The sequence below is a fragment of the Marinobacterium jannaschii DSM 6295 genome (genome assembly GCF_000620085.1).
GTDB lineage: Bacteria > Pseudomonadota > Gammaproteobacteria > Pseudomonadales > Balneatricaceae > Pontibacterium > Pontibacterium jannaschii.
This window is the reverse complement of record NZ_JHVJ01000017.1, coordinates 75,008-93,126: the sequence shown is the minus strand read 5'-3', so window position 1 is coordinate 93,126 and position 18,119 is coordinate 75,008. Positions and strand designations below refer to the sequence as shown.

General features: G+C 55.1%; 22 protein-coding genes. 17 read left to right on the top strand and 5 right to left on the bottom strand.

Translation table 11 applies throughout. From position 1 onward, the window contains the following. Nucleotides 1-13 precede the first annotated feature (13 nt). The 8 genes from rplO (at nucleotide 14) to rplQ (ending at nucleotide 4,944) form a co-directional block, all read left to right on the top strand. A complete protein-coding gene (gene rplO / locus Q354_RS0109730) occupies nucleotides 14-448 on the top strand; it encodes a 50S ribosomal protein L15 (RefSeq protein WP_027857436.1) in 435 nt (144 codons plus the stop codon). After that, nucleotides 449-1,777, top strand: a complete 1,329-nt coding sequence (gene secY, locus Q354_RS0109725; RefSeq protein WP_027857435.1) for a preprotein translocase subunit SecY — start codon at nucleotides 449-451, stop codon at nucleotides 1,775-1,777. A 19-nt stretch (nucleotides 1,778-1,796) separates the two neighbouring features. Next, on the top strand, nucleotides 1,797-1,913 hold the full coding sequence (gene rpmJ / locus Q354_RS0109720) for a 50S ribosomal protein L36 (RefSeq protein ID WP_007021200.1): 117 nt from the start codon (nucleotides 1,797-1,799) through the stop codon (nucleotides 1,911-1,913). Nucleotides 1,914-2,078: 165 nt separating this feature from the next. Continuing rightward, on the top strand, nucleotides 2,079-2,435 hold the full coding sequence (gene rpsM, locus Q354_RS0109715) for a 30S ribosomal protein S13 (RefSeq protein WP_027857434.1): 357 nt from the start codon (nucleotides 2,079-2,081) through the stop codon (nucleotides 2,433-2,435). 25 nt (nucleotides 2,436-2,460) lie between these two features. Beyond that, a complete protein-coding gene (rpsK, locus tag Q354_RS0109710; RefSeq protein WP_027857433.1) occupies nucleotides 2,461-2,850 on the top strand; it encodes a 30S ribosomal protein S11 in 390 nt (129 codons plus the stop codon). Nucleotides 2,851-2,865: 15 nt separating this feature from the next. After that, nucleotides 2,866-3,486, top strand: coding sequence for a 30S ribosomal protein S4 (rpsD, locus tag Q354_RS0109705; protein ID WP_027857432.1), 621 nt, complete (start codon nucleotides 2,866-2,868; stop codon nucleotides 3,484-3,486). Between the two features lie 26 nt (nucleotides 3,487-3,512). After that, entirely contained in the window at nucleotides 3,513-4,517 is a 1,005-nt protein-coding gene (locus tag Q354_RS0109700; protein WP_027857431.1) for a DNA-directed RNA polymerase subunit alpha, read from the top strand. Between the two features lie 40 nt (nucleotides 4,518-4,557). Beyond that, a complete protein-coding gene (gene rplQ / locus Q354_RS0109695; RefSeq protein WP_027857430.1) occupies nucleotides 4,558-4,944 on the top strand; it encodes a 50S ribosomal protein L17 in 387 nt (128 codons plus the stop codon). 204 nt (nucleotides 4,945-5,148) lie between these two features. On the opposite strand, the gene uvrA is transcribed toward rplQ, so the two are convergent. Continuing rightward, nucleotides 5,149-7,968 carry an excinuclease ABC subunit UvrA gene (uvrA, locus tag Q354_RS0109690; protein WP_027857429.1) on the bottom strand — a complete coding sequence of 940 codons (2,820 nt, stop codon included), beginning with the start codon at nucleotides 7,966-7,968 and terminating at the stop codon, nucleotides 5,149-5,151. Between the two features lie 186 nt (nucleotides 7,969-8,154). On the opposite strand from uvrA, the gene ssb reads away from it, so the two are divergent. Together ssb and rfbD are read left to right on the top strand one after the other, a co-directional pair. Then, entirely contained in the window at nucleotides 8,155-8,736 is a 582-nt protein-coding gene (ssb, locus tag Q354_RS0109685) for a single-stranded DNA-binding protein (RefSeq protein ID WP_027857428.1), read from the top strand. Between the two features lie 15 nt (nucleotides 8,737-8,751). Then, a complete protein-coding gene (gene rfbD, locus Q354_RS0109680; RefSeq protein WP_027857427.1) occupies nucleotides 8,752-9,672 on the top strand; it encodes a dTDP-4-dehydrorhamnose reductase in 921 nt (306 codons plus the stop codon). On the opposite strand, the gene Q354_RS0109675 is transcribed toward rfbD, so the two are convergent. Then, nucleotides 9,652-10,038 (bottom strand): SirB2 family protein, encoded by a 387-nt coding sequence (locus tag Q354_RS0109675; protein ID WP_027857426.1) that lies wholly within the window; start codon nucleotides 10,036-10,038, stop codon nucleotides 9,652-9,654. The two genes, rfbD and Q354_RS0109675, sit on opposite strands and share 21 nt — an antisense overlap. 62 nt (nucleotides 10,039-10,100) lie before the next feature. Next, the gene (locus Q354_RS0109670; RefSeq protein ID WP_027857425.1) at nucleotides 10,101-10,688 is read right to left on the bottom strand and encodes a YceI family protein; all 588 of its coding nucleotides are present in this window, start codon (nucleotides 10,686-10,688) and stop codon (nucleotides 10,101-10,103) included. Nucleotides 10,689-10,987: 299 nt separating this feature from the next. Between Q354_RS0109670 and moaB the strand changes: the two genes are divergently transcribed. From moaB to Q354_RS0109640, 6 genes are all read left to right on the top strand, one after another. After that, nucleotides 10,988-11,518, top strand: coding sequence for a molybdenum cofactor biosynthesis protein B (gene moaB, locus Q354_RS0109665; RefSeq protein ID WP_027857424.1), 531 nt, complete (start codon nucleotides 10,988-10,990; stop codon nucleotides 11,516-11,518). 9 nt (nucleotides 11,519-11,527) lie between these two features. Continuing rightward, nucleotides 11,528-12,745, top strand: coding sequence for a molybdopterin molybdotransferase MoeA (locus Q354_RS0109660; protein ID WP_027857423.1), 1,218 nt, complete (start codon nucleotides 11,528-11,530; stop codon nucleotides 12,743-12,745). A 106-nt stretch (nucleotides 12,746-12,851) separates the two neighbouring features. Continuing rightward, entirely contained in the window at nucleotides 12,852-13,967 is a 1,116-nt protein-coding gene (locus Q354_RS0109655; protein WP_027857422.1) for a 1-acyl-sn-glycerol-3-phosphate acyltransferase, read from the top strand. Next, nucleotides 13,964-14,443 carry a cyclic pyranopterin monophosphate synthase MoaC gene (gene moaC / locus Q354_RS0109650; protein ID WP_027857421.1) on the top strand — a complete coding sequence of 160 codons (480 nt, stop codon included), beginning with the start codon at nucleotides 13,964-13,966 and terminating at the stop codon, nucleotides 14,441-14,443. Before Q354_RS0109655 ends, moaC begins: the two co-directional genes overlap by 4 nt. Nucleotide 14,444: 1 nt before the next feature. Then, a complete protein-coding gene (moaD, locus tag Q354_RS0109645) occupies nucleotides 14,445-14,693 on the top strand; it encodes a molybdopterin converting factor subunit 1 (protein ID WP_027857420.1) in 249 nt (82 codons plus the stop codon). Between the two features lie 2 nt (nucleotides 14,694-14,695). Next, a complete protein-coding gene (locus Q354_RS0109640; RefSeq protein ID WP_027857419.1) occupies nucleotides 14,696-15,433 on the top strand; it encodes a lysophospholipid acyltransferase family protein in 738 nt (245 codons plus the stop codon). A 179-nt stretch (nucleotides 15,434-15,612) separates the two neighbouring features. On the opposite strand, the gene fabB is transcribed toward Q354_RS0109640, so the two are convergent. Continuing rightward, the gene (fabB, locus tag Q354_RS0109635; protein WP_027857418.1) at nucleotides 15,613-16,830 is read right to left on the bottom strand and encodes a beta-ketoacyl-ACP synthase I; all 1,218 of its coding nucleotides are present in this window, start codon (nucleotides 16,828-16,830) and stop codon (nucleotides 15,613-15,615) included. Nucleotides 16,831-16,984: 154 nt separating this feature from the next. After that, nucleotides 16,985-17,500 (bottom strand): 3-hydroxyacyl-[acyl-carrier-protein] dehydratase FabA, encoded by a 516-nt coding sequence (fabA, locus tag Q354_RS0109630; protein ID WP_027857417.1) that lies wholly within the window; start codon nucleotides 17,498-17,500, stop codon nucleotides 16,985-16,987. 128 nt (nucleotides 17,501-17,628) lie between these two features. Here fabA and Q354_RS28995 point away from each other — a divergent pair. Then, the coding region (locus Q354_RS28995; RefSeq protein WP_211252238.1) for a class I SAM-dependent methyltransferase at nucleotides 17,629-18,119 on the top strand (491 nt) is incomplete at its 3' end.

Genomic DNA, 18,119 nt, shown 5'->3' with positions numbered 1-18,119 from the left:
AGGAGTTCGTCACATGCGTCTGAACACTCTGAGTCCAGCGGAAGGTGCTAAGCACGCTCCGAAACGCGTAGGTCGCGGTATCGGTTCCGGTCTGGGTAAAACTTGTGGTCGTGGCCACAAGGGTCAGAAATCCCGCTCCGGCGGTTCTGTGAAGCCAGGTTTTGAAGGCGGTCAGATGCCTTTGCAGCGTCGTCTGCCAAAATTTGGTTTCAACTCTCGTAAAGCCCGCTACGTTGCTGAGATTCGTTTGAACGAACTGGCAGCTGCAGGCGTTGAAGTAGTTGATCTCGCTGCGCTGAAAGCGGCAGACATCATCCGCAACGAAATCAAAGTTGCTAAGGTGATCCTGTCAGGCGAAATCACCAAAGCTGTCACCATTAAAGGTCTGAAAGTGACCAAAGGTGCACAGGCTGCGATCGAAGCTGCTGGCGGTAAAGTCGAGGCGTAAATGGCTAAACAAGGACCTATACCGGCAGGAATGCAGAGCGGACTGGGTGAGTTAAAATCTCGTCTGTTGTTCGTGCTGCTGGCGATTGTAGTGTACCGTATCGGGGCGCATATCCCGGTGCCTGGTATCAATCCAGATCGTCTTGCCGCGTTGTTTGATCAGAACCAGGGGACTATCCTCAGTCTCTTTAACATGTTTTCCGGTGGTGCGCTGGAGCGAATGAGTATCCTCGCACTGGGCATCATGCCGTATATCTCTGCATCGATTATCATGCAGCTGATGACGGTGGTGAGTCCGACATTGGAGCAGTTGAAGAAAGAAGGCGAGGCTGGTCGACGTAAAATTAATCAGTACACCCGCTATGGAACGGTAATCCTGGCGACTGTTCAGTCGTTTGGTATGGCCGTCGGTCTGGCGAATCAGGGCGTGGCATTTACTGCCGACGTCAGCTTCTATTTTGTTGCTGTCGTGACTCTGGTCGCAGGTGCCGTCTTCCTGATGTGGCTGGGTGAGCAGGTTACAGAGCGTGGTATCGGCAACGGTATCTCCATTCTGATCTTCGCCGGTATAGTGGCCGGATTGCCAAGTGCAATCGGTCAGTCCTTTGAGGCAGCTCGTCAGGGTGATCTGAACATCCTGGCGCTGTTGCTGATCGCTGTGGTAGCTGTGGCTACAGTAGCTTTCGTAGTGTTTATGGAGCGCGGTCAACGCCGTATCACCATTAACTACGCTAAGCGACAGCAGGGACGTCGCGTATTCGCGGCTCAGTCCAGCCATTTACCGCTTAAAGTGAATATGGCCGGTGTTATTCCGCCGATATTCGCTTCCAGCATTCTGCTGTTCCCTGCCTCTATCGGCCAGTGGTTTGGTCAGACAGAGGGAATGGAATGGTTGCAGGATGTGGCGCTGGCCTTAGGGCCGGGACAGCCTCTGTACATCCTGTTGTTTGCGATCTGCATAGTGTTCTTCTGCTATTTCTACACGGCTCTTGTATTCAATCCGCGTGATGTAGCAGATAACCTGAAGAAATCAGGTGCCTTTATCCCAGGGATTCGTCCGGGCGAGCAGTCAGCACGTTATATAGACACCGTGCTTAGCCGTCTGACCCTGTTCGGCGCCATGTACATTGCCGCTGTGTCGCTTATGCCGCAGTTCCTGGTGGTTGCATGGAATGTGCCGTTCTACTTCGGTGGTACGTCGCTGTTGATCGTAGTTGTTGTCGTGATGGATTTCATGGCGCAGGTACAGTCACACCTGATGTCTCACCAGTACGAATCGCTGATGAAGAAATCTAATCTCAAAGGTGGCGGCGCAGGTCTGATGCGCTGAGCACCAACTGGAGTAGATCATGAAAGTACGTGCATCTGTTAAGAAGATCTGCCGTAACTGCAAAATCGTTCGTCGTAACGGTTCTGTACGTGTGATCTGTAAAGTAGAGCCGCGTCACAAACAGCGTCAGGGTTAATTTTCAACCTGACGTGGGCGTGGAAGGCGTTGGCCTTGATTTAATTTTGATCAGGGTGTATTATTTCGCGCCTTCCACGAACGTAACGAATTTACGGTCCGCACTGCAAGAGCCACAGGCAAGAGCCACAGGCCTTCACCGCGGACCCCAAACGGAGTAAATAGAATGGCCCGTATAGCTGGCGTCAACATTCCTGACAATAAGCATGCGGTAATTTCTCTGACTTACATTTACGGGATCGGTCGTACTACCGCCCAGGGTATCTGTGAGGCATGCGGCATCGCGCCGAGCACGAAGATTGCTGATCTGAACGATGAGCAGCTGGATAATGTTCGTGGAGAAATATCCAAGCTGACCGTTGAAGGCGATCTGCGTCGTGAAGTCTCTATGAACATCAAGCGTCTTATGGACCTTGGTTGCTTCCGTGGCCTGCGCCACCGTCGCAACCTGCCGGTACGCGGCCAGCGCAGCAAAACAAATGCTCGCACACGTAAAGGCCCGCGTAAGCCGATCCGTAAGTAAGTGTTAAGCGATAGGAATTCCCACAATGGCAAAGCCAGGCAATCGCACACGTAAAAAGGTTAAAAAGCAGGTAGCGGACGGCTTCGCGCACATCCACGCCTCTTTTAACAACACGATCATCACTATTACTGATCGCCAGGGCAATACTCTTTCCTGGGCAACTTCAGGCGGCTCCGGCTTCCGTGGTTCCCGTAAGAGCACCCCGTTCGCTGCTCAGGTTGCTGCCGAGCGCGCTGGACAGGCTGCACTAGAGTATGGCCTTAAAAACCTCGACGTATTTGTAAAAGGTCCTGGACCTGGTCGTGAGTCTGCAGTTCGTGCACTGAACGGCTGCGGCTACAAGATCGCAAATATCACAGACGTGACGCCTATCCCACATAATGGATGCCGTCCGCCTAAGAAACGTCGCGTTTAATCCGGAGACAGTAATATGGCTCGTTATCTTGGACCTAAGTGCAAGCTGTCTCGTCGCGAAGGAACAGACCTGTTCCTGAAAAGCGGCGTACGCGCACTGGACAGCAAGTGTAAAGCTGAAGTTGTCCCAGGTATGCACGGCGCACGTCGTGGTCGACTATCCGACTACGGCCTGCAGCTGCGCGAGAAACAAAAAGTTCGTCGTATGTACGGCGTACTGGAACGTCAGTTCCGCAACTACTACAAAGAAGCCGCACGTCGCACTGGCGCTACAGGTGAAAACCTGCTTCAGCTGCTGGAAGGGCGTCTGGACAACGTTGTATACCGCATGGGCTTTGGCGCTACCCGCGCTGAAGCGCGCCAGGTCGTATCTCACCGTCAGATCACCGTTAACGGTGTGGTAGTGAACATCGCTTCCTACCAGGTGAAAGCAGGCGACGTGGTTGCAGTACGCGAGAAAGCTAAGAACCAGCTGCGTATCAAAAACGCTCTGGAACTGGCCTCTCAGCGCGCTCCTATTGAGTGGGTAGAAGTAGACGCAGGCAAAATGGAAGGTACTTTCAAAGCATCTCCTGAGCGTAGCGATCTGTCTGCCGACATCAATGAGCAGCTGATTGTCGAGTTGTACTCCAAGTAATTCTTGAAATGTTAAGTGGTGGAACTATGCAGCGTTCGGTAAACGAGTTTCTAAGTCCACGTCACATTGACGTGCAGGAAATTAGCAAAACTCGTGCAAAAGTGACTCTGGAGCCGCTGGAGCGGGGTTTTGGCCACACGCTGGGCAATGCACTGCGCCGCATCCTTCTCTCTTCCATGCCGGGTTGTGCCGTAACGGAAGTTGAGATCGATGGCGTACTTCACGAGTACAGCACAATTGATGGGGTGCAGGAGGATGTCATTGAGATCCTGCTGAACCTGAAAGGCGTGGCTATCTCACTGCACAACGGTGATGAAGCAACGCTGACTCTGAGTAAAAGCGAGCCGGGTCCTGTGACTGCTGGTGATATCCAGCTGAACCAGGACGTTGAAATCGCAAACCCAGATCACGTCATTGCGCACCTGAACGAAGGCTCTAGCATCAATATGCAGCTGCGTATCGGCCGTGGCCGTGGTTACGTACCTGCTGATGCTCGTGTATCCGATGAGGATGAAACTCGTGCCATCGGTCGGTTGCAGCTGGACGCTACGTTCAGCCCGGTGCGTTGCGTTTCCTACGTAGTAGAGAGCGCACGTGTCGAGCAGCGTACCGACCTGGACAAACTGGTAATCGATATTGAGTCTAACGGCACTATCGATCCAGAAGAGTGCATTCGTCGTGCTGCTACTATTCTGCAGCAGCAGCTGGCTGTCTTCGTTGATCTCGAAGATGGTGCAGATCAGGCTAAAGATGAACCGGAAGAGCCGGAAATCGATCCGATCCTCCTGCGTCCGGTTGACGATCTCGAGCTGACTGTACGTTCCGCCAACTGTCTGAAGGCAGAACAGATCTACTACATTGGCGATCTGATTCAGCGTACAGAAGTAGAACTGCTTAAGACTCCGAACTTGGGCAAGAAGTCGCTGACTGAAATTAAAGACGTGCTGGCATCTAAAGGCCTCTCTCTGGGCATGCGCCTGGAAAACTGGCCGCCTGCTAGCCTCAAGAACGACGATAAAGTCGCTTCGTAAGTCGGCGATTCTATCTGACTAGTTTGGTAGGGATTTAACAATGCGTCATCGTAAATCTGGTCGTAAGTTCAGCCGTACCAGTGCGCACCGCAAAGCCATGTTTAAAAACATGGCAGTTTCTCTGTTCGAGCATGAAGTGATTAAAACCACTCTGCCGAAAGCGAAGGAACTGCGTAGCTATGCAGAGCCACTGATCACGCTGGCAAAAGACGATTCCGTAGCAAACCGCCGTCTGGCCTTTGCTCGTACTGGCAACAAAGTTGCTGTTGGTAAACTGTTCAACGAACTGGGCCCGCGCTACGCGCAGCGTCCAGGCGGTTACATCCGCATTCTGAAATGTGGTTTCCGCGCAGGCGATAATGCGCCTATGGCTTACGTTGAGCTGGTTGACCGTCCAGTTGCTGCTGAAGAAGTAGCTGAAGACTAAGCAATAGCATCAGTCTTAGAAAGCCCGGCCTTGTGCCGGGCTTTTTTGTGGCTGAACGCTAGCTCTGCCTCAGCTTCAGTGCCGGGGGCAAATAAAAACCGCAGCAATTCGCTGCGGCTTTTTCGTGTCTGCTATAGCAGAGCGGAGGCTTTGTTTGTCGCGCCGGCCGGCTTTAGTGGACGATCTGCACGGGATCTCCTGAGGTTACCTCAGCATCGGCTTGAGGAAGCGTCCGGTATGGGAGCCTTCAGCTTCAGCGACCTGTTCCGGCGTGCCTTCGGCGATAATCATACCGCCGTTAATGCCGCCTTCAGGGCCGAGGTCAATGATCCAGTCAGCCGTCTTAATGACATCCAGGTTGTGCTCGATCACCACGACGGTATTGCCATGGTCGCGCAGACGGTTCAGTACGGTGAGTAACTGCTGTATATCGTAGAAATGTAGCCCGGTGGTTGGTTCATCGAGGATATACAGGGTTTTACCGGTATCGCGCTTGGAAAGCTCCTTAGCCAGTTTAACGCGCTGGGCTTCACCGCCGGAAAGTGTTGTCGCCGCCTGGCCCAGGCGAATGTAGCTCAGGCCGACATCGATCAGGGTCTGCAGCCTGCGGGCCAGTGCCGGAATGGCGTCGAAGAATTCACGGGCGTCTTCCACGGTTAGCTCCAGTACTTCATCGATACTCTTGCCTTTGTACTTCACCTCCAGCGTCTCGCGGTTGTAGCGCTTGCCCTTACAGACATCACAAGGTACATACACATCCGGCAGGAAGTGCATCTCGACCTTGATGACGCCGTCGCCCTGACAGGCTTCACAGCGGCCGCCCTTGACGTTAAAACTGAACCTACCCGGCTTGTAACCACGTGAACGGGCTTCCTGGGTGCCGGCGAACAGTTCCCTGATGGGGGTGAATATACCGGTATAGGTCGCCGGATTGGAGCGCGGAGTGCGGCCGATCGGGCTCTGATCAATGTCGATCACTTTATCGAAATGTTTCAGCCCTTCAACAGAACGGTAGGGCGAGGCATCCAGGGTAGTTGCCTTATTCAGTTCGGTGGCTGCCAGCGGATATAGCGTACTGTTGATCAGGGTGGACTTGCCGGAGCCGGAAACACCGGTAATACAGGTAAACAGACCGACCGGAATTTCCAGGCTGACATCGCGCAGGTTGTTGCCGCTCGCCCCGTTAAGCCTGAGTCTCTTATCGCCCGCCGGGGTGCGCTGTGGCGGGATTTCGATTTTGCGGCTGCCGATAAGATACTGGCCTGTGATGGAGTCCGGGTTGTTCATCACCTCTTCGGGGGTACCCGCTGCGATAACCTGGCCACCGTGAACCCCGGCGCCGGGGCCGATATCGATCACATAATCGGCCAATCGCACGGCATCCTCGTCATGCTCGACCACAATCACGGTATTGCCAAGGTTGCGCAGGTGTTCCAGCGTCTTCAGCAGGCGGTCGTTATCACGCTGGTGCAGGCCGATGGACGGCTCGTCGAGGATATACATCACGCCGACAAGACCGGCGCCGATCTGGCTGGCGAGGCGGATACGCTGTGCTTCACCGCCGGAGAGTGTTTCGGCGTTACGCTCCAGTGAGAGGTATTCGAGGCCGACGTTGACCAGGAACGATAGCCGTTCGCGGATCTCTTTCAGGATCTTCTCGGCGATCTCGCCCTGTTTGCCGCTCAGCTGTAGATTGGTGAAATAGTCGAAACAGGTGCCGATCGGCAGGGTGACTATCTGTGGCAGAGTACGGTCGTCAATATAGACATGACGGGCATCGCGACGCAGGCGGCTGCCATTACAGCCGGGGCAGGGCTGCATATTGAGGTACTTGGCCAGGTCTTCCCGCACCACATCCGACTCGGTTTCCCGGTAGCGGCGCTCCAGATTATTGATCACGCCCTCGAACGGGTGCTGTTTTTCGATGATATCGCCGCGATCATTGAGGTAGCGAAAAGGTACCGGGCTTTTGCCGCTGCCGTAGAGGATCGCTTTCTGCTGTTTCTCGCTGAGCGAGGAGAACGGCGTGTCGATATCAAATTCATAGTGGGCCGCGACGGCCTTGAGTTGCTGGAAGTAGTAGAGGCTGCGTCTGTCCCAGCCGCGGATAGCGCCTTCTGACAGGGTCAGGCTGGCATCCTGCACCACTTTTTTAGGGTCAAAGTATTGTTTCACACCCAGGCCGTCACAACTCGGACAGGCACCGTGCGGATTGTTGAAGGAGAACAGCCGTGGTTCCAGCTCCTGGATGCTGTGACCACACTCCGGACAGGCAAAGCGGGCGGAGAACACCAGGTCGTCACGTTCGCCTTCCATCCAGGCGACCTTGGCGATACCGTCGGTCAGCTCCAACGCGGTTTCAAATGATTCTGCCAGCCGGGTCTGCAGGTCGGCACGGACCTTAAAGCGATCGATAACCACTTCGATACTGTGCTTCTTGTTTTTATCCAGTTCCGGGGCGCTGTCGAGATCGACTACCAGCCCATTGATCCGCGCGCGCACAAATCCCTGAGCCTTCAGCTCGCTCAGGGTGTGCAGGTGTTCGCCCTTGCGTCCCTGTACGACCGGAGCCAGCAGCATCAGCTTGCTGCCTTCGTCCAGCGCCAGTACCTGGTCGACCATCTGGCTGATGGTTTGCGCGGCCAGCGGAAGATCATGATCGGGACAGCGTGGCTCACCGGCACGGGCAAACAACAGGCGCAGGTAGTCGTAGATCTCGGTGATCGTTCCTACGGTGGAACGGGGGTTGTGGGAGGTGGACTTCTGTTCGATCGATATAGCCGGGGACAGCCCTTCGATGTGATCGACGTCGGGTTTTTCCATCACCGAGAGAAACTGGCGGGCATAGGTGGAGAGGGATTCAACATAGCGGCGCTGACCCTCGGCATACAGGGTGTCAAATGCCAGTGACGATTTACCCGATCCGGAGAGGCCGGTAATGACGACCAGCTTATCCCGCGGGATCTCTAGGTCGACATTTTTCAGGTTATGCGTGCGGGCACCTCTGACGACGATCTTGTCCATACTCTCTCCGGAGTAAAAGGGAAAAGGCAAAATTATAAAGTGTTCTGCGGCTGCTATCAGCCCTCGGAACAGTTAGATTGGATGTAACCCGAAGCGGGGTCTGTGGTATTCTTTGCCTCAGGCAACAGGGTGGCGACCAGTGTATCCGGCGCGACCATAGCAAACGATTTAAAGGCGGAGATTTTAATGGCTCGTGGTGTAAATAAAGTAATTCTTGTCGGTAATCTGGGCGGCGACCCCGAAGTGCGTTATATGCCATCAGGTGGCGCGGTTACCAATGTGACCATCGCGACCAGTGAAAGCTGGAAAGACCGTAACACCGGCCAGCAGCAGGAGCGTACCGAGTGGCATCGGGTGGTGTTCTTTAACCGTCTGGCCGAGATTGCCGGTGAATACCTGCGCAAGGGCTCCAAAGTCTATGTCGAAGGCTCATTGCGTACCCGTAAGTGGCAGGATCAGAGCGGTCAGGATAAGTATACGACCGAGATTGTTGCCGCTGAGATGCAGATGCTGGATAGCCGCGGTGGTTCGATGAACGACGGTGGTTACAATCAGGGTGACCAGATGGGTTACGGCCAGCAGCAGGCGCCGCAACAGAATTACCAGCAGCGCCCGCAGCAGGCACCACAGCAAGCACCGCAGCAGGGCGGTTATCAGCAGTCCGCACCGCAGCAGCCGCAACAGGCGCAGCAGCCGCCGGCACAGCCTCAGTCTGCTCCTCAGCAGGCGCCGGGCTTCGATGATTTCGACGACGATATCCCGTTCTAAGCCGGGGTATCAGGGATGTATGCAGACCCGGTCAAGATTCTGATAACCGGCGCCGCCGGACAGGTCGGCTCCACGCTGGCTAATGCTGCCAGTGCAGACAGTTTCTTTGAGGTGATTGCGCTCAGTAAGGAGCAGCTGGACATCACCGATGAAGATGCTGTCAGAGCCTGTCTGGATAAGCACATGCCGCATTACGTGGTGAACTGTGCTGAATATAATCGGGTCGACAGTGCTGAAAAGGAAGCTGAGCAGAGCTACGCCATTAACAGTCGCGGCGTCGAGCTGCTTGCGCTGGCCTGTGGTGAGCTGGCTGTGCCGATGTTGCACCTGTCGACCGACTACGTCTTTGATGGTCACTACGCCAGCGGCTATACCGAAGATGATGAGGCGGCTCCGCTGGGGGTTTACGGTAAGAGTAAGTGGCAGGGTGAAGAGCTGTTACGGCAGTTCCTGCCGCGGCATATAATCATACGTACCAGCTGGGTATTCAGTCCGGCCGGCGATAACTATGTGTTACGTACCCTGGACCAGTGTCGTCGCCAGGACAACATGCTTGCGGTCGATGATCGCCGTGGCTGCCCTACATCGGCGGCTGACATCGCGCGGGTGCTGATGGCAGTACTAAAGCAGCTGGAATCCGGTGCCGAGGCGTGGGGAACTTATCACTACACTGGTGCAGAGATCACCTCTCTCTATGGTTTTACGCGCGAAATCATGGCGATGGCAGGGGAATATGAATCGCTGCGTTGTCAGAACCTGACGCCGGTGGCGGCCGAAGACTTCCCCTATGAAGCACAACGGCCGATCTCTTCGGTGCTGGTGTGTCGTAAACTGCTGAATACCTTCGGTATTCGCCAGCGTCCCTGGCGGAATGAATTGAGCGCCGTGATGCGCTCAATCTATCAGCCGGAAACCTCAGGCAGCGAGCCAGGATAGGGGAGAGTGCGACAGCGCCACCCCGATGATATATCCCAGGCATGCCAGGGCACCCGCCAACGCAACAGTACGGGTGCTTTTGGTTTTCCCCCGCTTCAGGGCAATAGTTCCCAGCACGATATAGGCGATCAGGCCCGCGACCTTAGCGGTCAGCCAGTGCTCGGCAATCGGGTATTGGGACAGCACTATTGTCAGGCCGATTGCGCTCAGCAGTAAAACGCTGTCGATAATATGCGGCACTATCTTTACCCAGCGTTTGTTCAGGCTGGGAGAATCGATCAGCATCCAGATGCTGCGCAGCAGGAAAAGAGTAATACTCAGCGCGACGGTTGTCAGGTGCAGGTGTTTCAGAAACAGGTAGCTCACAGTGTGTTCCTTTGTTGAGTCCGGCCCGAATATTAACCCGTGCAAGCGACCTGTTACCAACCTTATTGCTGACGGAAGATGAGTTCGAATGTCACTGGAACGGCCAGCGAGATTGAGGTCAGGTTTGCTACGCTGCGTAGCGCTTCAACGCCGGAGTCCAGGGCGTAGTCATCGGCCTTGATGACGACCGGTGCGAGGGTTCTGACCATCAGGGTCGATGCTGTTAGCCGGGTCAGGCTCAGGGTGCTGTCGAGTGGTCTTGTTACCCCATTCAGTGTCAGTTGGCCTTGTAGGGGAAGGTGGTTTATCTCTGCGGGTTTAAGGCCGTTCAGGGCTTTGGCACCGATGCTGGCACTGAAGCTGGCCCGGGGATGGTCGGCGAGGCTGAACAGCATCTCCCGCATACGCTGATCCCTGATGCCGATATTGGTGTTTACGGAGCTCAGGTCGATCTCAAGGCGGGCTTCACCGGCATCAGAAATACTGCCACTCAGCTTCTCAAAGCGGTGGCTTTCGAACACATTATTCTTCTTTATAGAAGCGAAATAGAAGGCCGAGCGTTCATTGTCCAGTTGCCATTCGGCCTGCAGGGCACTTGAGTAAGCGCAGCAGATGGTGATGGGCAGTAATAGAGCCAGGGGATTTTTCATAGTGTCATCCTTTTGCAGTTAGTCCCGGCAATCAGTTTAGACGCTTCGGCACGGCTTGTTAGTTAACGGGCATCTGTTACAGATCAAGCTGTCCGCATCAATATCTGTGCCCCTATTCAGCGCTGTGATATTCTGCTGGTGGTCCCCTCCTCAATGCCGCCCGATATTCTGACCACCCAACCACGGAAGAACTTTGACAGAGCGCGGCCTGCACGCGATCTTCCGGCGTGCCTTCTCGCCGGGGCAGGGGATCGAAGCAGGGGCTGTATCCCCGGAACTAACAGATCAGGAGAATTACTATGGCGCATGCTGAAGCCGCTGCCGGATTTCAATCACTGAACATAGCTGTACTGACCGTCTCTGATACCCGAACCGAAGAAACCGACCGTTCCGGCCAGGCGTTGCAGCAGCGTGTTCAGGACGCAGGTCATACGCTTGCTGATAAGATGATCGTTAAAGATGATGTCTATCAGATGCGGGCTGTGGTTTCCGCCTGGATCGCTGATCCGGCCATTCAGGTGATCGTCACCACCGGGGGTACCGGTTTTTCCAATCGAGATTCCACGCCTGAAGCGATGTTGCCGCTGTTTGATAAACAGATTGAAGGTTTTGGCGAGCTGTTTCGTCAGGTCTCTTTCGAAGAGATCGGAACCTCGACCATGCAGTCCCGCGCATTGGGCGGGCTGGCAAATGGTACGGTGATCTTCTGCCTGCCGGGATCGACCGGTGCCTGCCGTACCGGCTGGGATAAGCTGATCTGTGAGCAGCTGGATATCCGCCATAAGCCCTGTAACTTTGTTGCCATGATTCTGGCGCACAGCGCGGGCTGAGGAGGCTATATGCGCAGCTGCGACAATCCGGGCCTGATGCCGATGGAGCAAGCGCTGAGTCGCTTGCTGGAGCGGACGCCTGTGAGTGATAAAACCGAAACTGTTGCCCTGATGAGTGCGGTAGGCCGGGTGTTGGCGGAGGCACCGGCTGCGGCAGTTGCGGTACCTCCGGCAGATAACAGCAGTATGGATGGCTATGCCGTCGCTGTCGGTGACCTGGTCGCAGATGGCGATACGCTGTTGCCGGTTAGTCAGCGAATACCTGCAGGCCACGCACCGCAGCCACTTGAGCCGGGGAGCTGTGCACGGATCTTTACCGGCGCGGAGATTCCGCCCGGGGCTGATGCGATTGTGATTCAGGAAAATGTCCGGCTGCAAGGTGAGCAGGTCATCATTCCGGCCGGCGTTAAAGCGCAGCAGAATATTCGACCACAGGGGCAGGATATTTGCGCCGGTGCGACGGTACTGGAGGTCGGGCGCCGCCTGCAGCCTGCGGATCTGGGGTTACTGGCATCGGTTGGTATTTCCAAGGTTAAGGTGGCTCGGCCCTTAAGGGTCGCCATCCTGTCGACCGGCGATGAACTGGTTGAGCCGGGGCAGGCGCTGGGGCCGGGCAAGATCTATAACTCCAACCGCTACCTGCTGGCCGGGTTGCTGGCCAGGCTCGGTATGCAACTGGTTGATCTCGGACAGGTCAAAGACAGTGCAGAGGATACCGAACAGGCTCTGCTGCAGGCTGCGGCCAGTGCTGATGCGATTATCAGTACCGGTGGCGTATCTGTCGGGGAGGAAGACCATGTCAAAGCGGCGGTCGAGCGCCTGGGTGAGCTGGATCTGTGGAAGATCAAGATCAAGCCGGGTAAGCCGCTGGCCTACGGGCGGGTAGCCGGGGTACCGTTTTTCGGCTTGCCGGGCAATCCCGCTTCCGCACTGATCACATTCTGCCTCTTTGCCAGACCCTGCCTGTTACGTCAGCAGGGGGCACTGGACGTTGCGCCATTGATGGTGCAGGCGCAGGCAGGCTTTAATCGCTCCCGGGCGATTGTACGTCAGGAATATCTGCGGGCACGGCTGGCCGACGGGAAGGTGGTTCCATTTAGTAACCAGAGTTCCGGTATGCTCTCTTCAGCCAGCTGGGCCAATGGTCTGGCGGTTGTACCGCCGGATACCCGGGTCAGTGAGGGGGATCTGATCGGGTTTATTCCCTTTAGCGAGTTGCAGGATTAACCGCGGGGCAGAATCATGCGGTGATTTCTGCCCCTTCGCTGCAACCGGGGCCTGAAAGCGGTAGAATATGTCCCCTTATTTTCAGGCTAAAAGAGCTGAGAGGCTGATGACAGATACACAGGATCTATATCGCGAAATTCGTCCCTACAATGACGCAGAGGTGACAGAAGTACTGAACCGCCTGCTCTATGATGACGAATTTATCTCGGCGGTAACCGAATACCAGTTCCCGCGCGCGGCGGCGTACCTTGGCTGGCTACTGAAACCGGTGGCGCGTATTGCTTTGGCGCGTAAAGTCGGAGAGGTGGAAACCATACGGGCCTGCCAGGAGCTGGTAGCCAGCTACATGGAAAAGATGATCGCCCGCTCCACGACCAAGCTGACCTGCAGTGGGATTGATCAGCTGGATCCGGATGAAGCTTATCTGTTTATCTCTAACCACCGTGATATCGCCATGGATCCGGCATTCGTCAACTGGGTGCGTTTCCAGTACAAGATGGATACCGTGCGCATCGCAATCGGAGATAACCTGCTCAGCAAGCCTTACGTTTCCGACCTGATGCGACTCAATAAGAGCTTCATCGTTAACCGTTCTGCCAAGGGGCCGCGGGAGATGATGGCTGCGCTGACGCAGTTATCCGGTTATATCAATGACAGTATCAGGACCGGGCACTCGGTGTGGATCGCCCAGCGTGAAGGTCGGGCCAAAGACGGTAATGATTCCACCGATCCGGCCATCCTGAAGATGTTCTATATGTCCCAGCGTAAGTCGGGCAGCTTTGCCGAGGTGAGCAAGCGCCTCAATATCGTGCCGGTCTCGATCTCCTACGAATATGATCCCTGTGATTATCTGAAGGCGAATGAACTCTTCGCACTGGCGAAGGACGGTCAGTACGAAAAATCCCAGCATGAAGATATCGACAGTATCGTTAAGGGAATCGTTGGTCAGAAAGGGCATGTCCATGTGGCCTTTGGTGACGTGATCAATGGGGACTTCGAGACGCCTGAAGCGCTGGCGGCAGAGATCGATCGCCAGATTATCAGTAATTACTACCTGCATCCGTCCAATTATCTGGCTGCGGGTGATGCAGAAAAATGCAGCGGCAGCGAGAGTGCTGACTTTGATGCGCGCCTGGCCCGGGTTGCTAATGGTGCGCAGGATATTCTGCGTCAGATGTACGCTAATCCGGTACTGAACAAGCAAAGACTGGAGGGCTCATGAGCCGCCTGACTCATCTTGATGAAAAGGGGCACGCCAATATGGTGGATGTCTCCGAAAAAGCGGTAACCAGCCGTGAGGCGACTGCCTGCGCTGAAGTGAAGATGTTGCCGGAAACCCTAAAGCTGATCACCGAAGGTGGCCACAAGAAAGGTGATGTGCTGGCGGTTGCCCGTATTGCCGGCATTCAGGCGGCCAAGCGAACCAGTGACCTGATACCGCTGTGTCATCCGCTGATGCTGAGTAAAGTCACCGTTGAGTTGCAGCCTGATGTGGCCAATAGCTGTATCAGTATCCATGCCACTTGTAAGCTGGCCGGCCAGACCGGAGTAGAGATGGAAGCGCTGACGGCAGCATCGGTTGCTGCGCTGACAATCTACGATATGTGTAAGGCGGTGGATAAGGGAATGGTGATCAGTGCGGTAAAACTGCTGGAAAAGAAAGGTGGCAAAAGTGGCCACTGGCAAGCGGAGGCCTGAGATGTTGAAACTCGTATATTTTGCCAGTCTGCGCGAACAGCTGGGAACTGACCAGGAAAGCCTTGCGCTGCCTGAAGGTGTTGAAACAGTGGCGCAGCTGACCGATTACCTGATTGCCCGTGGGGATGGCTGGCAGCCGCTGGCCGCCGCTAATCTGCTGGTGGCCGTGAACCAGGAGATGGTTGATCAGGATTGTGTTATTCAGGGCGATGAAGAGGTTGCCTACTTTCCGCCGGTGACCGGAGGCTGAGAATGGAAGCAAAGCCTAACCTGCTGCATTACCTGCGCTCAGGGGTCTACTATCTGGGCTTTTATCTGGTAACGATCATCTTCTCGTCGCTTTGTCTGTTGGTGGCGCCGCTGCTGTCGTTCCGTGCCCGTTTCCGGCTGATCAGCATGATCAACTACTTCTATATTTTCTGGCTCCGGGTTTGTTGTGGCCTGAAAGTGCGGGTCGAAGGGCGGGAAAATCTGCCGCAATCCGGTGGTTACGTAGTGATATCCAATCACCAGAGTGAATGGGAAACCTTGTTCTTCCTGACGCTGGTGCGCCCTCAGTGTACGGTGCTGAAGCAAGAGCTGCTGAATATACCGTTCTTTGGCTGGGTGTTGGGGCTTTTGAAGCCGATAGCGCTGGATCGTAGTAAACGTCGTGGTGCCCTGAAGCAGTTGCTGACTCAGGGTAAGGAGCGCCTGGCCGAAGAGATTCCGGTGCTGATCTTCCCTCAGGGTACCCGGGTGCCGGTCGGTGAGTTGGGGCGCTTCAATAAAGGTGGGGCAATGCTGGCTGTTGCGGGAGACGTGCCGATTGTGCCGATCGCCCACAATGCTGGGGAGTTCTGGCCCGGTAAGAGCTTCGTGAAATTTCCAGGTACCGTGACGGTGAAGATAGGTCCTGCGATCAAGGCTGCCGAGCGCAGTGTTGATGAAGTGCATGATGACTCAATCGGCTGGCTGCTGGACGAGATGAAGGCATTTAACCATGCCTGAGCAAGGCGAGAGGCATTAAGTCCAAAGCCCAAAACCGCCAGTAAGACCGCCATTCGGCGGTTTTTTTGTGCCTGTGCATCTGTGGCTAGTCAGGCGTTGATGTGTTGTTCGATTTGCCGCTGTTAAAAGCCCACAAAAAAACCGCCCGGAGGCGGTTTTTTAGCGGCTGCAGACAGCTGTTAACCGTTGTACTTCTGGAATACCAGAGTCGAGTTGGTGCCGCCGAAGCCGAAGCTGTTGGACATTACGCGTTCCAGGTTCACGCCGTCACGACGTTCCTGGACGATTGGCATGCCTTCAGCATTGACATCCAGTTCGTCGATGTTGGCGGAGGCTGCGATGAAGTTATTCTCCTGCATCAGCAGGCAGTAAACCGCTTCCTGTACACCGGCGGCACCCAGAGAGTGACCGGACAGGGACTTGGTGGAGCTTACCGGAGGCATGCTGTCACCAAAGGTTTCTTTCATCGCTTTCAGTTCCTGCATGTCGCCAGCAGGAGTAGAAGTGCCGTGGGCATTGATGTAGTCGATATCGCCATCAACAGTGGCCATCGCCTGCTTCATGCAACGTACAGCGCCTTCGCCGGACGGAGCTACCATGTCGTAGCCATCGGAGGTCGCTCCGTAACCAACCAGCTCAGCGTAAATCTTGGCGCCACGTGCTTTAGCGTGTTCTAGTTCTTCGATAACCAGTACGCCAGCACCGCCGGCAATGGTGAACCCATCGCGGTTGGCGTCGTAGGCGCGGGAGGCTTTTTCCGGAGTGTCGTTGTACTTGGTGGACAGCGCACCCATGGCATCAAACATTGCAGTCTGGGACCAGTGCAGCTCTTCACCGCCACCGGCAAAGACGACATCCTGTTTGCCCAGCTGGATCTGTTCCATCGCCGTACCGATGCAGTGTGCGCTGGTAGCGCAGGCAGAGGTGATGGAGTAGTTAACGCCTTTGATCTTGAATGGTGTTGCCAAGCAGGCTGATACTGTGGACCCCATGGTGCGGGTTACACGATAAGGGCCTACGCGCTTAACGCCTTTTTCACGTGTGATATCAGCGGCTTCGACAATGTTTGCCGCAGATGCGCCACCGGAACCTACGATCAGGCCGGTGCGTTCGTTGGAAACCTGGTCTTCAGCCAGGTTCGCATCGGCGATTGCTTCATTCATCGCGATGTAGGTGTATGCCGCTGCATCACCCATAAAACGCAGCAGTTTACGGTCGATCTTCTCTGCGAAGTCGATATCAATACTGCCCGCAACCTGGCTGCGGAAGCCTCGCTCTTTGTAGTCTTCCTGGAACTTAATGCCAGAGCGGCCCTGCTGCAGTGATTCAAGGACTGCTTCTTTATCAGTGCCCAGGCAGGACACGATTCCCATACCGGTAACAACGACCCGTCGCATGTGATGCCTCTCTTCTTTCACTCTGGAGTTTATTTTAATAAACGAAATTAATGGTTTATTCTGCGATAGCCCCTGATGCATTAGCCAATGGAACTCTTTAACAGGCAGAGGGGTAACGAAGACGGCCCTGCAGATATCTTCAGGGCCGTACTAATCAGAAGTTGTCGGTCGAAGTAAACAGGCCGACACGCAGATCTTTAGCGGTGTAGATTTCACGTCCATCTACGGACATGCTGCCATCGGCAATACCCATCACCAGTTTGCGCTCGATTACGCGCTTCAGGTTGATGCGATAGGTTACTTTCTTAGCGGTCGGCAGTACCTGACCGAAGAATTTAACTTCACCGGAACCCAGGGCGCGACCGCGGCCAGGGTTACCTTTCCAGCCGAGATAGAAACCGACCAGCTGCCACATAGCATCCAGTCCGAGGCAGCCAGGCATAACCGGGTCGCCTTCGAAGTGGCACTGGAAGAACCACAGGTCCGGGTTGATGTCGAGTTCTGCAACGATTTCGCCCTTTCCGTATTCACCGCCTTCGGCAGAGATATTCAGAATGCGATCCATCATCAGCATATTGTCGATTGGCAGACGGGCATTGCCCGGGCCGAACATTTCGCCGTGGCCACATTGCAGCAGCTCAGCGCGATCAAACGAAGAAGGTCTAGTCATGTAAAACTGTCTATCTGGCTTTTTGTCAGTCAAAATATCGAGCAATTATACCGGCTTGGCATCAGCTAGGCACGGACTGCGTGAATGAATTTGAATAATTTGTGTGATTTCTGGGCAAAAATGACGTTATGAAGCATGATTTCTGGCATAGCCGTTGGGAGGAGGGGCGAATTGGCTTTCACCGGCAGGATTTTCATCCGTCCCTTTCCCGCTTCTGGGATTCACTGAAGGTGGCCCGTCCAGGCAGGGTGTTCGTCCCTCTTTGTGGCAAAAGCCGGGATATGATGTGGCTGGCCGGACAGGGGTATGCCGTGCTGGGTAGTGAGTTGAGTGAACGCGCCTGCCGTAGCTATTTTGCTGAGGCAGAGCTGGCCTGCTCGGAGGATCGGCAAGGTGCCTTTATACACTTCCAGTCAGCGGAGACCGATATTCTTTGTGGTGACTTCTTCGCCTTGAGCGCAGATCAGTTAGCGGGTGTGGCTGCAGTCTATGACCGGGCGGCCCTGATTGCCCTGCCTGCGATGATGCGGCAGCAATATGCTGATGTGCTCTGTGCTCTGTGCTCTGTGCTCTGTGCTCTGTGCTCTGTGCTCTGTGCTCTGTGCTCTGTGCTCTGTGC